This window comes from Methylobacillus arboreus (assembly GCF_020532725.1).
GTDB classification, from domain to species: domain Bacteria; phylum Pseudomonadota; class Gammaproteobacteria; order Burkholderiales; family Methylophilaceae; genus Methylobacillus; species Methylobacillus arboreus.
In genome coordinates, this window is the sequence record NZ_JAJAVC010000006.1 from 781,824 (window position 1) to 794,738 (window position 12,915).

A 12,915-nucleotide genomic window follows, 5' to 3' on the forward strand; every position below is an offset into this window, starting at 1 on the left:
TGTAGTGGGGTGGGTGGGCATTTGCAATGCCTGATAGTTTAGACCGTTTTTGCAATCCGCTCGCGCAGCCACTGATGTGCAGGATCGCGGTGGACACGCTCATGCCAGAGCATGAGCAATTCAAAGCCGGGTACTTCCAGGGGCGGCTCGGTTAGCTGCAACGCATTGTTGTTGCGCACCAGCCGGGAAGGCACCATGGCAACGAGGTCAGTGTTCGCCAATACAGATTCGAGAAACAGGAAATGCGGCACGGACAGCGCGACATTTCGCGCCATGCCTAATTCCGACAGTGCTATATCCGTGACGCCATGAAAACCACCACCATCCGGCGACACGATCACATGGTCGAGCTCGCAGAACTGCGCCAGCGTCGGACGGCCAGCACGTAATGCTCGTTGAACATCAACTTGCGGCGCAGGCCCGGTGGCGCTTCCGCACTGATATGAAAAGCCAGGTCGATGTTGCCATGTTCGGCTTGTCTTGCGATAAGCGAGGGGACGATTTGCAGGACGGCAAGCCGGGTTAAAGGGGCTGCGCTGCGCAAGTCGGCAATCGCCGGCAGCAGGATGGTCGATTCGCTGTAATCCGAGGCTGCGATGCGCCAGGTGTGGCGGGCTAGGGCTGGATCAAACGGTTTGGAGGGAGCAACCGCCTGTTCCAGGGCTTCCAGCGCCAGCCGCAGCGGTTCACGCAGTTCATCGGCCCGTGCCGTAGGTTGCATGCCGCGTGGGCCAGGCAGCAACAGGGGGTCGCTGAAGATTTCCCGCAGCCTGGCAAGCTGCACGCTGACCGAAGGTTGGGACAGATACAGACGCTCAGCTGCACGCGTCACATTGTGCTCGGCCAGCAGGGTATCGAGGGTGACCAGCAGGTTGAGGTCGAGTTGCCTCAAGGAATTGTTCATGGCAATACCTGATATTCAAGGAATTCATTTCCAATATATCTCAAGCAGACCTATCGTGTGCCTATTTGCTGATAGAGCACGCAACAATGAATGTCTTTCTCGTCTATGCCCACCCCGAACCCCGGTCCCTGAACGGCTCGCTCAGGGATTTCGCGATCCAGCGCCTGGAACATGCAGGCCATGCAGTCCAGGTATCCGATCTTTATGCCATGCAATGGAAGGCCGTGCTGGATGCCGAAGACAACACTGCACGGCAGCCTGACGCACGTTTCGATCCTTCCCTGGATTCCAGGCAGGCGTTCGAAAACGGCACGCAAAGCGCTGACATTGTGCGCGAGCAGGAGAAGCTGCGCTGGGCTGATGCTGTCATCCTGCAGTTTCCGCTGTGGTGGTTCTCAATGCCGGCCATCCTCAAGGGCTGGATAGACCGTGTATATGCCTACGGTTTTGCCTATGGCGTGGGTGAGCATTCTGATACACACTGGGGCGACCGGTACGGGGAAGGCACACTGGCAGACAAGCGCGCCATGCTGGTGGTGACGACGGGCGGCTGGGCATCGCACTATGGGCCGCGCGGCATCAACGGCCCCATTGATGACATTCTGTTTCCTATCCAGCACGGCATATTGTTCTACTCCGGCTTTGATGTACTGCCGCCGCACGTGATCTACCGTACCAGCCGGATAGACGAGGCGGGGTTCCCGAAAGTTTGCGAGGCATTGGGACAACGACTGGATAGCCTCTGGACAACAGCCCCCATCCCGTTTCGTCAGCAGAACGCAGGCGATTATCTCATCCCGGAACTAACACTAAAACCAGAACACGCGCCAGGACAATCGGGATTGAGCATACATATTGTTGAAAAATAATATTAAGGCTGCGCTAGGCGTGATGAATAAAAAATGGGGCCATCGGCCCCATTGACTTTGTTCTTGCCAAAACCGAAAACTTATTCGGCTACAACGATGTCATTCTTGACGGCGGTAACGCCTTTGATGCTCTTGGCCAGGGTAACGGCATGGTCAGCTTCTTTCTTGCTCTTGGCTGTGCCGCTTAACTGCACCAGACCATCGCTATCAGTTTCCACCTTGATATCGGTAGCGCTCACAAGCTTGTCCTTGGCAAAAGCGGCTTTTACCTTAGTGGTAACCACGGAATCGCTGAGCTTGGTTTCAATGTTGTCGCCATCAGCAGCAAAGCTGGCAACTGGCAGCAACAGGGCGCCGATCAATAGTAGGCTTTTAGCATTTGTTTTCATGTTGAGACTCCTTTTTTGGATTTGGTATTTGAAAAGACGGATCCATTGTAGGAGAGGCGGCAAATTGGCTTAATCGGTGGACCGCTGAAAGCGTTGTAGGAATGAGCTTACCGTGCCTGTCAGGCGAGACGTGAGATAAGGCGATTTTGTTGGAGTCTGGATGAAGGGTAATTGCTGGAGGTTGATGAGAGACGTGCCGAAAGGAAGGGAAGCAAGCTTGGCTGGCATTTGTCAGGGTTCTTCAAGGCGCTCGAGACGCTGTTATGATGAATGAACCCGGATCAGTATTTGTAGGGGGACGGACAGTCACCAATCCTGACAAATGCCAGCGGCATGCAAAACGTGGCTGGGAATTAGAGCGGTTAACAAATCTAATAAAAGTTAGTGAAGCGATCCTGGTTAGGCACTTTGCCGCAGGCAGTACACAGTAGTACGACAAGACATTGCAACAACGCCAGGGAGTTTTATTTGCCACTCTTAGCCAAAAATGAAGCCCAACGCGACAGGGCCGAACATGACGGTTACCAGCACCAGATTAAATAAGACATGCATGATGGTTTCCTTATAATTTGTAAAGACATGGGTCAACTATAGCGGTGCGCAGCAGACAGAAATATCTGGAAAACTCTGATATGTGTGTAGGACAAACGGAAGTTATTGCGCTGTCTTAAGCCGGTTCAGAGTTTTTTCATGAGGTACGCATGGCTTAAAATGCGTCTTGTCGAGGCGCAGTCCGTAGGTGGTGCTCATTTGCCTTGACAAGGAGAGAGACCCTTACTGCCCAGGAAGTGAATGGCTAATAATGAAAGCAAGCTGGGCTTATGCCAGCTTCAGGCGTGCCAGGGTGCGTTGCCGCACTGTGTGCAGCAATTCGTCATCATCAACCAGCGAACGGCCATAGGAGTGCACCATCTCTTGCATGCGGCCCTGCCAGGCAGAGGATTGCAATTGTTGGGCAAAACAGCGTTGCAGCACTTCGACCATGGCTGGAACCGAGGTGGAGGCGCCGGGTGAGGCACCCAGCAAGGCAGCCAGGCTGCCATCTTCTGCTGACACAATCTCGGTACCGAATTCCAGTCTGCCGCCTTTCTGGTCGCATTGCTTAATGATTTGCACTCGTTGGCCTGCGGAAACAAGTGACCACTCACTTTCATTCGCTTCTGGATAGAAATTGCGCAATGCCGCCACGCGTTGCTTGTGGCTCTGGAATACTTCGCCTACCAGGTAACGCGTGAGATCCATGTTATGGCGGCCTGCGCCCAGCATGGATTTGAGGTTGCCCGGTTTGACCGAGCTGACCAGGTCAAGCAGGGAGCCTTGCTTGAGGAAGCGGGTGGTAAAACCGGCAAACGGGCCAAACAGCAATGCAGGCTTGCCATTGATGATGCGGGTGTCAAGGTGAGGCACCGACATGGGCGGCGCGCCTATCGGGGCTTTGCCATAGACCTTGGCATAGTGCCGGCTGATCACTTCGGGATTGTGGCAAACCAGCCACTGGCCGCTGACCGGGAAACCACCGTAGCCCTTGGCTTCCTTGATGCCTGATTTTTGCAGCAAGGGCAAAGCAGCGCCGCCTGCGCCAAGAAACACAAAACCGGCATTGATGGTCAACGGTTTGCCTGGTGACAGGTTGGCTACCTTGACCTGCCAGCGGCCATTCCGCTGCTTCAGGCCGGTGACAGCGTGCCTGGTCAGCAGACTGAAGCCTGGCTGAGTTGCAAGGTGGCGAACCAGCTGGCGCGTGAGAGAGCCGAAATCGACATCACTGCCATAGGCCACACGCGTTGCAGCCAGAGGAGTGCCTGCATTGCGCGATGCCATGACCAGCGGCATCCATTGTTGCAGCACTGCCGGATCTTCGCTGAATTCCATGTCGGCAAACAGGTGATGTTCGCGCAGTGCTTGGTGGCGCTTTTTCAGGAAGGCGACGTCTTTTTCGCCCCAAACGAAGCTGGCATGCGGGGTGGGGTTGATGAAGCTGGCGGGGTCGGCCAGCATGCCTTGCTCGACCAGCCAAGCCCAGAACTGCAGCGATTCCTCAAACGCAGCGTTGATTTTGAGCGCACGAATGATGGAAACGCTGCCATCGGCATTCTGCGGCGTGTAGTTGAGCTCGCAATAACCAGCATGGCCTGTGCCGGCATTGTTCCAGCCATCGCTGCTTTCGCTCGCAACCTCGGCCTGTTGCTCCACCAGGGTGATGCGCAGATCTGGGTTGAGCTTGTTGAGCAGGGTACCCAGCGTAGCGCTCATGATGCCGCCGCCGACCAGCAGGATATCGGTGTCTAGGTGAGTGGTCATATCAGGCCAAGGGTGTGTGGGTTGCTGTCATCTTGGGTCGCCATGATAGGTATAAGCCGCGTTTCTGTAAAACCCTGTTCCCATTTCAATAAACGTTTTCCAGCCAATGCATCAGCACCTGCACGACATAGTCCTGCTCATCAGCGCTTAAGGCACGCCCGGCAGCGATCAAATGCCATTTCTGCAGGCAGCCGCGGCAGCAGCAGGCCGTGGCATGTTGGGCAACGAATACCGGATGGCCGCGGTAGGGGGTCTGCTTGCCATCATTGGCAATCACGGCAGGAGCCAGCCGTTTGGCAATGAAGTCGCGCGCATGGTCGCCGATGACTGGCAAGCCCTTGGCATGCAGGTAGGCCTGGTCATGCGCGTTGAGCTTGAACGAACTGCGGAAGCGTGACCGCCCCAGCGCATCAAACAGTTCGTCCAGGTCACGCATATCGGGTTAAGGTCTCAACCAGACCCTAGCGCGGCTCGAAACGCAGCGAGGCGGAGTTGATACAGTAGCGCAGGCCGGTGGGTGGCGGCCCATCGGGGAAAACATGGCCGAGGTGGGCATCGCAGACATTGCAGATCACTTCGGTGCGTATCATGCCGTAAGAGATGTCTTCTTCCTCACGTATATTGTCCGGGTCGAGTGCCTCAAAATAGCTTGGCCAACCGCAGCCTGCGTCAAACTTGGTGTCAGAGGCAAACAGGGGCGTGTCGCAGCAGACGCAATGATAAATACCGTGCTCGAAATGATAGGCATACTCGCCCGTGCCCGCGCGCTCGGTGGCGGCATGGCGTGTCACTTCGTATTGCAGGGGGCTAAGTTGCTGTTGCCACTCTGCGTCGGACTTGAAAATCTTGGACATCAATTCCTCCTCGCAAGTTATAGTGGGATGCTGGATAAACCCAGTACAATGCCAGGTTTAGTGTTGTCATTAAGGAAACGGCAGTGACGCAGCACGGCAAAGCCATCAGCATCCAAGGCGTTAACGCCATTCTTCTCGATATCGACTACGGTGAATCGCAGGAAAATGACGCTGCAACCCCCTATTTTAATATCAGATTCGATCTTGAGCTGCATCAACAGCAATACTCGCTGACTTATAGCAAGCCAGTGGGCAGCGACGATCATTTCAGCGTATCAGGGCATGATTATGAACCATTGCTGCAAGCGCTGGAAACCGATCCTGGTTTGACCGCCCAGCAGCAATATAGTGTCATTACCGAACAGGCGCTGCATGAAGCACTGCTACCCATTGCAGAGTCCGTCTACGAGGATGTCGAGTTCCATTCCCCAGACCAGGATGAAGAATAAGCTCTTCAATTCCCACGAGGTCGTGGTTGAGGCATGCCATTTTGCAGATGAATCCATGCAATTACTGCTTTCCCAGCTGGAGTGGGAGCTTCTACAGATTTATCCCGATATGCCCAAGCCAGCGACCCTGCAACCCCAGCTGGCATTGATCGCCCGCCTGGATGCCAAGCCATTGGGCTGTGTTGCCTTGCTGCCATTCTCTGAAGGTGTGGCAGAAATCAAGCGCTTGTTTATTGTGTCTTCCGTGCGTGGTCATGGCTTGGCCAGGCGGTTATTGACCGAGCTTGAGCAACAGGCGGCGCAGCAGGGAATCAGGCGCATGCTGGTGGAAACAGGGGATTTGCAACCTGCTGCAATCTCACTGTATCAACGCATGGGTTATCAGCCGATTGCGCCTTACGGGCCATATATTGGCAATCCGGTTAGCCGCTGTTTCGAGAAGTGGCTTGCCGCAGCATAAATAAAAACGCCAGCTTGATGCTGGCGTTTTTATTGTTGGCTCATTGAACAAGCTTAGTTCAATGCATCCTTCAGAGCCTTGCCAGCCTTGAAGCTAGGAGCCTTGCGTGCGGCAATCTTGATTTCCTTACCGGTTTGAGGGTTGCGGCCGGTGCGGGCAGCACGCTCGGAAACGCCAAAAGTACCGAAGCCGATCAGTGTTACTGTATCGCCGCCTTTCAAGGCTGCTGTAACGGATGCAGTGAATGCATCAACAGCTTTACCTGCAGCAGCCTTGGAAATACCTGCTTCCTTGGCGATTTCTTCGATCAGTTCTGTCTTGTTCATATGTGTTCAGTCCTTGTGTATATTGGGTTATCAAGCTAATTTTGGTAAGGCTGATACTTCGCCTCGTTACCAGGTTTAGTAGTAACAGGGGAGAAAATATCACAACCTGCGCCCAAATAAACCCCTTTCACGTATCAAACCGGAAATTTTTTCTGTTAAAAGCCCGTTGTGACGCCGTTTGGAGACATTTTTGAGTGATTTTCCAAGTCTACAGGGTATTGGAGCCCACCAGGCCGAGTATGCCAATAATGATCAGGTAGAGCGCGACAATGTAGTTAAGCAGGCGCGGTATTACCAAAATCAGGATGCCGGCAATCAGGGAAACGAGAGGGGCGAGGCTAAGATGCAGGTTCATGATGATCCTTTATTAATACGATTTTGCCTTCAAACATATAACCGCGTTGAGCCGCCTTGCCGTGCGTCAGCACTGTCTGCGACGGCCCGCCTTGTTCTACGCTTGAATGTAAAATCGTATGAGTTGACCAGACACAGGAACAGGACATGAAAAAAGGGAGCTAACACTCCCTCATGGATTAGGCCTTGCTCAAATAAGACTTGGCAATGCGTTTGACAACATAGGTCAGTACTGCGGCTTTGATCAGGAATTTCATGTGTTTCTCCTTCAAGGTTGAGCTGTCATCATAGCCTCGGGTAGCAGAATGTCGCATCAGGCTGCTGCTGACTTTTGTGTAGGACAAGGCCAGACAAAGCCTGATATTATGAGAATAATTCTCAATATTTGCTTTTATGACCATCTCAGATCCATCCCAGGCAGGTTTTCACCAGCTGTATAGCCATCATCACAGCTGGCTCTACCAACTGCTGCGGCGCAAGCTGGGCGATGCAGAACAGGCGGCTGACCTGGCGCAGGATACCTTCATCCGCCTGCTGAATACCGGCCAGCAGCTTGAAATCCGCGAACCGCGTGCTTATCTGAGCACCATTGCCCGTGGGCTGGTGGCAGACATGTTCCGTCGCCGCTCTCTGGAGCAGGCTTATCTCGATGCCTTGCAAGCACTCCCCGAACCGCAAGCCATTTCTCCTGAGCAGCGCATGCTGGTGCTGGAAACCCTGGTGGCCATCGACCGCATGCTGGATGATCTCGGTCCGCGCACACGCGACATATTCCTCATGGCCCAGCTTGAAGGCTTGAGCTATGTTGCCATTGCCGAACGCTTGCAAGTTTCCGTCACCACCATCAAGAAACACATGATTCGCGCCATGACCCATTGTTTGGTCGTGCTGGAAGATTGAGTATGAGAGTGTTTGCCAAGCCCGGTCATGCCGTTTTGCAAGCCGCTGCCGAATGGTATGTGCAATTGCAGGCAGAAAACCCCACAGTGCAGCAATTACAAGGCTTTGAGGATTGGCTGCATGCTGATGCCAGCCATCGCCGGGCCTGGGCCAGGGTGCAGAAGCTGGAACAGCAGTTTGGCCTGTTGCCTGTCGATGTCGCATTGCCTGCGCTGCGTGATGCCCGTGCCAAGCGCCGTGCCGTGCTCAAGGTCATGGCCTTGCTTGCGCTCACAAGCCCTGCTGGTTGGCTGGCCTATGAGCAATTGCCCTGGCGAGCCATGGCGGCGGAATACACCACCGCCACCGGCGAACGCAGGCAGGTAACATTGGCGGATGGCGGCAGCCTGTTCCTCAACACCTCCACTGCGCTGGATGTCGATTACAACGAGCGGCAACGCCTGTTGCGCCTGCATGATGGCGAGGTCCTCATTGAAACCGCACCTGACGCCGTCCAGCGGCCTTTCCTGGTGCAAACCCGACATGGCCTAGTACAAGCACTGGGGACCAAGTTCAGTGTGCGGGTCGCAAGTGATGAAACCCAGGTATCAGTGCTGCAACATGCAGTCGAGATTACCCCGACCAAAGGCCAGTCCACCGTCCGGTTGCAAGCAGGCGAGCAGGCAAGTTTCAATGCAGAGCAAACGGGCAGCATCCAAACGCTCTCGCCATATCACGATGCCTGGATGCGCGGCATGCTCATGGCCGTTGACCAGCCATTGGGAGAATTCATCACCGAACTGGCAAGATACCGTCCTGGCATCCTGCGCTGTGACCCTGCCATTGCCCATTTGCGCGTTTCCGGGGCTTTCCGTTTGGCGGATACCGATGAAGCCCTTAAAAACCTCGTGGCGACATTGCCAATACAACTGGTTTACCGTACCCGTTACTGGGCAACGCTGACACCTTTATCCTGAACGTAGTAATAAATTTCAAAAAGGGGTTGCTGTTTCTGATTCTCATTCGGCTTAACAGATGAAGTGCTGTTTTCAGCGCTAATCCAACTATCAAGAACGAAAGGGAGTCACCATGTCGCAGCGCATCACACCTCTGCGTAGTTATCGCTTTTCTCACAATCAGCAAAAAGAGCAGGTATTCAGGATTAAAGCATTGGCACAAGCCATTGCCAGTGCCGTATTAGGCATGGCCGTTATCGCAAGTGTTGCCAGCGCTATATTGCCATCCCAAGCCATCGCGGCAGAAGCAGCAGTCTCCCGCGATTACCAGATTGCCGCAGGCCCATTGGGTACTGCACTGAGCGAATTTGCCGCCGCTGCAGGTGTTACGCTTTCATTCGATCCATCCCAGGTAGCAGGGCTGCAATCGCCAGGCTTACGAGGCAATGTCAGCGTAAAGCAAGGTTTTGACCGGATTACAGAAGGTACTGGCTTTGAGATCGTAGCGCAAAGCGATACCAGTTATCTGTTGCGCAAGATTCCTGTACAAAGCCTTGCGCCTCGGGATGCTGCTGTTTCCGTGCTGCCTGAGCTTGCTGTGAGTGTCTCTGGCAAGGCGCCCGGCTCAATCACGGAGGGTACTGGCTCTTACACTACTTGGTCTACCAGTAGTTCGACACGGTTGAATCTATCACTGCAAGAGACGCCACAAGCTATTACTGTAATGACTCGTCAACGTATGGATGACCAAGGTTTGATCAGTCTTAACGATATATTGGATGCAACTGCGGGGATTACAGTCAAGCCATTTGGCTTTGGCGCAGATGGCCCTCAGCTCTGGGCAAGAGGGTCCAGTATTACCAACTTCCAGGTTGATGGTGTTCCAATGTCATCATCAATGAGTAATTACCTGCAAAGCAATGTGATTTATGATCGCGTCGAAATTGTTAAAGGTGCTACCGGGATGATGAGTGGTCTTGGTACACCTTCAGCGACAATTAATATGATCCGTAAGCGGCCGACTTTGGAGCCGAAGACGAGCCTTACTGCCGAAGCAGGCAATTGGTCGCGTTATGGTGCGGGCATTGATATTTCCCGGCCCTTAAACGAAGACGGCTCTGTCCGTGCACGTCTGGTAGCTGATTACAAGCGCCAAGGCGCATGGACTGACGATTACCGCCAGGACTACGGTGTGCTATACGGCATTGGGGAAATAGATCTCACAGACAGTACGCTACTGACATTGGGTTTTAGCCACATTACCCGTAATACTGATGCGCCAATACGGTCTTTCCCAATCTTGTATACCAATGGTCAGCCGACAGGAGCGAAGCCTTCGGATCAAGGCTCTCCCAAATGGACTTATTATGACCATCGACATAATAGTATTTTTGCTTCGCTGGAACACAAGATTGGTTCTGGCTGGAGTGCTAAGGCCGAGGTGACACATGCGCGTTATAAATATGAAGCGGTGATTGCCTCTCTGGTCGGTGACGTGAACCAGGCCACCGGCGCTGGTGCTCGTGCACAAATGCCGCTGTGGGCCAGCGAAACCAAGCAGACTAGTCTGGATGCCTATGTGACAGGACCGTTCTCGCTATTTGGGCAACAGCATGAGCTAATTGGCGGGGTAACGCTGTCGCAAATAGATGGAGAAGGACCTAATCACCCTGTTGCACGTCAGAATATTACGGATATTTTCAATTGGGCGAATGAAACAGCGGAGCCATCCTTCAGCAAAACCGGACATACCACATCGAAAGAATATCAATATAGTGCATATCTGAGTACACGGCTGCAGCTAAGTGAAGCTACCAGTTTGCTACTTGGTGGTCGTATTACTGATTGGAAGCGTGATCGCAAGAGCTTGACTTATGCCAGCAATGACGTGAGCGAAACCCATGATAGAGAGCGTAACGTGGTGATTCCCTATGCTGGTATCGTTCATGCATTAAACGATACCTATGCCCTCTATGCCAGTTATACCAAGATATTTAATCCTCAAGGCGACAGGGTACGCGATGTGAATAATAGGCCGCTTGATCCAGAAGAGGGTACTAGTTACGAAGCTGGTATCAAGGCTAGTTTTAAGGGCGGGGCGTTGACTTCCAGCCTTTCAGTATTCCGTACCGAGCAGGATCGTCTGGCACTTTACAACGCTGCTGTGGTGGCTTATGAAACTGCCAACAATGCCACTACCAAGGGAGTTGAGCTTGAACTCAACGGTGAGTTGGCTCCTGGCTGGCAGTTTAGTAGTGGTTATACCTACAGTGAGACTACCAATCGTGAAGGCGAGCGCATCATGACACGCATCCCACGCAATATTGTCAAGGTATTCACTATTTATCGTTTACCTGGTGATTGGAACCGGTTTACGCTGGGTGGAGGCGTGAATTGGGAAAGCAAGACGGGTGATCCCTTGCCTGTCTATACGCAAGAACATTATGCCTTGGTCAACTTGATGGCGCGTTATGAAGTGAATAAGCAACTCTCTATTACAGCACACCTCAACAATGTGCTGAATAAAGAATATTACGTGGCAGTTGCTGGGGCTAATGGTACTTATGGCCCCCCACGTAACTTCATGGCCTCACTGAAGTATACTTTCTGAGTTAATTCTTCAAGAAGCAGAGAAAACCTGCTCTTTTATCTGTTTGTTAGCCTTGCGTTGGTTTATCCAACGCAAGGCTAATTAATCTCCGAAACACTCTCTTTGTTGAACAAGCGATCTAAGGTGTCTTAGCAACGTTGAAATTTATCTGTGCTTATTTCAACACCGGTGCGGAGTTTCTGCTGTGATTTCTACAGGTATTTCCCGTTTGGATTGACTACTGCAATTTGGCAAGCCCCGCTATTGCAGAGCTAGACTGAGCCTATGCAGGTGAAGTGTGTGTTGATTAGCATTGGTATGAGACTTGCGAGTTTCTGACATTTTCAATCATCCATGGAAATGAAATGAAACACACATCCGCTCATGTGCTTTTAAGCATTGCTGTCTCACTAGCGCTGACAGGTTATGCGCAAGCCGAGGATAAAAAGGAAGATGTTAAGCCTCCTGCTCCTGTACAGGCGCCTGCCCGTGATTTTAGCAAGGTTGAGATCAAGACCACCAAGCTCGCTGACGATTTTTATATTCTGGAAGGCCAGGGTGGCACAATCAGCGTGCTCACTGGGCCGGAAGGCGTTTTTCTGGTGGATACGCAATTTGCGCCCTTGACCGAAAAGCTGGTGGCTGCGATCAAGAAGATTTCTGACAAGCCAATACGCTTTTTGGTGAATACGCATGTGCATGGCGACCATACTGGCGGCAACGAGAATTTTGCCAAGCTGGGCGCGACCATTTTCAGTCGCGACCAACTCCGCAACCGTCTTATCCATCCTAACCCTGCTGCCGACGGCACGCCGGGGAAACCAGCACCAGCCCAGGCGTTGCCGGTGGTGACATACGATGGCCCGGTGACAGTCCACCTAAATGGAGAGGATATCCGGCTGATCCCTGTGCGTAATGCGCATACGGACGGTGACACCCTGGTGTATTTCGTCAAGCACGACATTCTTGCGACGGGCGACTATCACCGTTCTGTTGGCTATCCCGTGGTTGATCTCAACAGCGGTGGTACCTTGAACGGTATTATCGACGGACTTGGCGCGACCATTGGCCGTGCTGGCCCCAATACCCGGATTATTCCCGGTCATGGCCCGGTGACTGACCGCAATAACATTGTGGCCCAACGTGATTTGATTCTGGCAGTGCGCGACAAGGTAGCTGTGCTGGTTGCCCAGAACAAATCGCTGGAAGAGGTGATCGCAGCGAAGCCAACGGCTGATTTTGACGCAAGTGTGCAGCAAAGTGCCGAGACTTCCGAACGTTTCATCAAGTGGCTATACGCTGAACTCAAGAAAGCCCAGTAAGTAGGCACGCGGGTCCGTCGGAACGACGGCCCGCGAATTGGCGGATGAATATCTATCACCGAGCCCGCGAAAGCACTGTTATGGCCAGCACCAGGCATCCACAGGGGATTGGCTTGGTGGTTTTTTCCTATTCTGGCCGATCAATGTGTTTTTCTGAACCTATCCAATCTTCTGCGTACTAACAGGCTGTTCCCAAACTCATCAATGGTTGCCGATACCTGGCTTTGCGAGGTTTTCGGCGCTTTTGCTTTGGCGGGGCGGG

The 12,915-nt window shown here is 53.1% G+C and carries 14 protein-coding genes and 1 pseudogene; 7 read left to right on the forward strand and 8 right to left on the reverse strand.

The genetic code is table 11. From position 1 onward, the window contains the following. Positions 1–38 precede the first annotated feature (38 nt). Positions 39–904 (reverse strand): annotated as a pseudogene (locus LG198_RS09620) (LysR family transcriptional regulator). An 86-nt stretch (positions 905–990) separates the two neighbouring features. Here LG198_RS09620 and LG198_RS09625 point away from each other — a divergent pair. Beyond that, on the forward strand, positions 991–1,773 hold the full coding sequence (locus LG198_RS09625) for an NAD(P)H-dependent oxidoreductase (RefSeq protein WP_230342952.1): 783 nt from the start codon (positions 991–993) through the stop codon (positions 1,771–1,773). Positions 1,774–1,853: 80 nt separating this feature from the next. Here the strand turns inward: LG198_RS09625 and LG198_RS09630 are convergent, their stop codons facing one another. The 4 genes from LG198_RS09630 to msrB form a co-directional block, all read right to left on the reverse strand. Beyond that, entirely contained in the window at positions 1,854–2,162 is a 309-nt protein-coding gene (locus tag LG198_RS09630) for a BON domain-containing protein (protein WP_230342953.1), read from the reverse strand. Positions 2,163–2,981: 819 nt separating this feature from the next. Then, the gene (mqo, locus tag LG198_RS09635; RefSeq protein WP_230342954.1) at positions 2,982–4,463 is read right to left on the reverse strand and encodes a malate dehydrogenase (quinone); all 1,482 of its coding nucleotides are present in this window, start codon (positions 4,461–4,463) and stop codon (positions 2,982–2,984) included. Positions 4,464–4,548: 85 nt separating this feature from the next. Further along, complete coding sequence (locus tag LG198_RS09640) at positions 4,549–4,899, reverse strand: DUF4186 domain-containing protein (protein ID WP_230342955.1); 351 nt, start codon at positions 4,897–4,899, stop codon at positions 4,549–4,551. A 25-nt stretch (positions 4,900–4,924) separates the two neighbouring features. Further along, positions 4,925–5,317 carry a peptide-methionine (R)-S-oxide reductase MsrB gene (msrB, locus tag LG198_RS09645; protein ID WP_230342956.1) on the reverse strand — a complete coding sequence of 131 codons (393 nt, stop codon included), beginning with the start codon at positions 5,315–5,317 and terminating at the stop codon, positions 4,925–4,927. An 83-nt stretch (positions 5,318–5,400) separates the two neighbouring features. Between msrB and LG198_RS09650 the strand changes: the two genes are divergently transcribed. Both LG198_RS09650 and LG198_RS09655 read left to right on the forward strand, forming a co-directional pair. Beyond that, complete coding sequence (locus tag LG198_RS09650; RefSeq protein WP_230342957.1) at positions 5,401–5,766, forward strand: hypothetical protein; 366 nt, start codon at positions 5,401–5,403, stop codon at positions 5,764–5,766. Then, a complete protein-coding gene (locus LG198_RS09655; protein WP_230342958.1) occupies positions 5,756–6,226 on the forward strand; it encodes a GNAT family N-acetyltransferase in 471 nt (156 codons plus the stop codon). Before LG198_RS09650 ends, LG198_RS09655 begins: the two co-directional genes overlap by 11 nt. Before the next feature lie 53 nt (positions 6,227–6,279). On the opposite strand, the gene LG198_RS09660 is transcribed toward LG198_RS09655, so the two are convergent. From LG198_RS09660 to LG198_RS09670, 3 genes are all read right to left on the reverse strand, one after another. After that, a complete protein-coding gene (locus LG198_RS09660; protein ID WP_230342959.1) occupies positions 6,280–6,552 on the reverse strand; it encodes an HU family DNA-binding protein in 273 nt (90 codons plus the stop codon). 208 nt (positions 6,553–6,760) lie between these two features. Continuing rightward, on the reverse strand, positions 6,761–6,907 hold the full coding sequence (locus LG198_RS09665) for a DUF3096 domain-containing protein (protein ID WP_230342960.1): 147 nt from the start codon (positions 6,905–6,907) through the stop codon (positions 6,761–6,763). A 178-nt stretch (positions 6,908–7,085) separates the two neighbouring features. Further along, entirely contained in the window at positions 7,086–7,307 is a 222-nt protein-coding gene (locus tag LG198_RS09670; protein ID WP_230342961.1) for a hypothetical protein, read from the reverse strand. Here LG198_RS09670 and LG198_RS09675 point away from each other — a divergent pair. The 4 genes from LG198_RS09675 (at position 7,300) to LG198_RS09690 (ending at position 12,653) form a co-directional block, all read left to right on the forward strand. Further along, a complete protein-coding gene (locus LG198_RS09675) occupies positions 7,300–7,806 on the forward strand; it encodes a sigma-70 family RNA polymerase sigma factor (RefSeq protein WP_230342962.1) in 507 nt (168 codons plus the stop codon). The two genes, LG198_RS09670 and LG198_RS09675, sit on opposite strands and share 8 nt — an antisense overlap. A 2-nt stretch (positions 7,807–7,808) precedes the next feature. Next, the gene (locus LG198_RS09680) at positions 7,809–8,762 is read left to right on the forward strand and encodes a FecR domain-containing protein (RefSeq protein WP_230342963.1); all 954 of its coding nucleotides are present in this window, start codon (positions 7,809–7,811) and stop codon (positions 8,760–8,762) included. Positions 8,763–8,874: 112 nt separating this feature from the next. Further along, a complete protein-coding gene (locus LG198_RS09685) occupies positions 8,875–11,352 on the forward strand; it encodes a TonB-dependent siderophore receptor (RefSeq protein ID WP_230342964.1) in 2,478 nt (825 codons plus the stop codon). Between the two features lie 344 nt (positions 11,353–11,696). After that, a complete protein-coding gene (locus LG198_RS09690; protein WP_230342965.1) occupies positions 11,697–12,653 on the forward strand; it encodes an MBL fold metallo-hydrolase in 957 nt (318 codons plus the stop codon). Positions 12,654–12,915 lie beyond the last annotated feature (262 nt).

Coding starts and splice junctions, on each gene's coding strand:
- msrB (WP_230342956.1), bottom strand. CDS start 5,317: ATGTCCAAGATTTTCAAGTCCGACGCAGAGTGGCAACAGCAACTTAGC.
- LG198_RS09630 (WP_230342953.1), bottom strand. CDS start 2,162: ATGAAAACAAATGCTAAAAGCCTACTATTGATCGGCGCCCTGTTGCTG.
- LG198_RS09670 (WP_230342961.1), bottom strand. CDS start 7,307: ATGGTCATAAAAGCAAATATTGAGAATTATTCTCATAATATCAGGCTT.
- LG198_RS09690 (WP_230342965.1), top strand. CDS start 11,697: ATGAAACACACATCCGCTCATGTGCTTTTAAGCATTGCTGTCTCACTA.
- mqo (WP_230342954.1), bottom strand. CDS start 4,463: ATGACCACTCACCTAGACACCGATATCCTGCTGGTCGGCGGCGGCATC.
- LG198_RS09640 (WP_230342955.1), bottom strand. CDS start 4,899: ATGCGTGACCTGGACGAACTGTTTGATGCGCTGGGGCGGTCACGCTTC.
- LG198_RS09685 (WP_230342964.1), top strand. CDS start 8,875: ATGTCGCAGCGCATCACACCTCTGCGTAGTTATCGCTTTTCTCACAAT.
- LG198_RS09655 (WP_230342958.1), top strand. CDS start 5,756: ATGAAGAATAAGCTCTTCAATTCCCACGAGGTCGTGGTTGAGGCATGC.
- LG198_RS09665 (WP_230342960.1), bottom strand. CDS start 6,907: ATGAACCTGCATCTTAGCCTCGCCCCTCTCGTTTCCCTGATTGCCGGC.
- LG198_RS09660 (WP_230342959.1), bottom strand. CDS start 6,552: ATGAACAAGACAGAACTGATCGAAGAAATCGCCAAGGAAGCAGGTATT.
- LG198_RS09680 (WP_230342963.1), top strand. CDS start 7,809: ATGAGAGTGTTTGCCAAGCCCGGTCATGCCGTTTTGCAAGCCGCTGCC.
- LG198_RS09675 (WP_230342962.1), top strand. CDS start 7,300: ATGACCATCTCAGATCCATCCCAGGCAGGTTTTCACCAGCTGTATAGC.
- LG198_RS09625 (WP_230342952.1), top strand. CDS start 991: ATGAATGTCTTTCTCGTCTATGCCCACCCCGAACCCCGGTCCCTGAAC.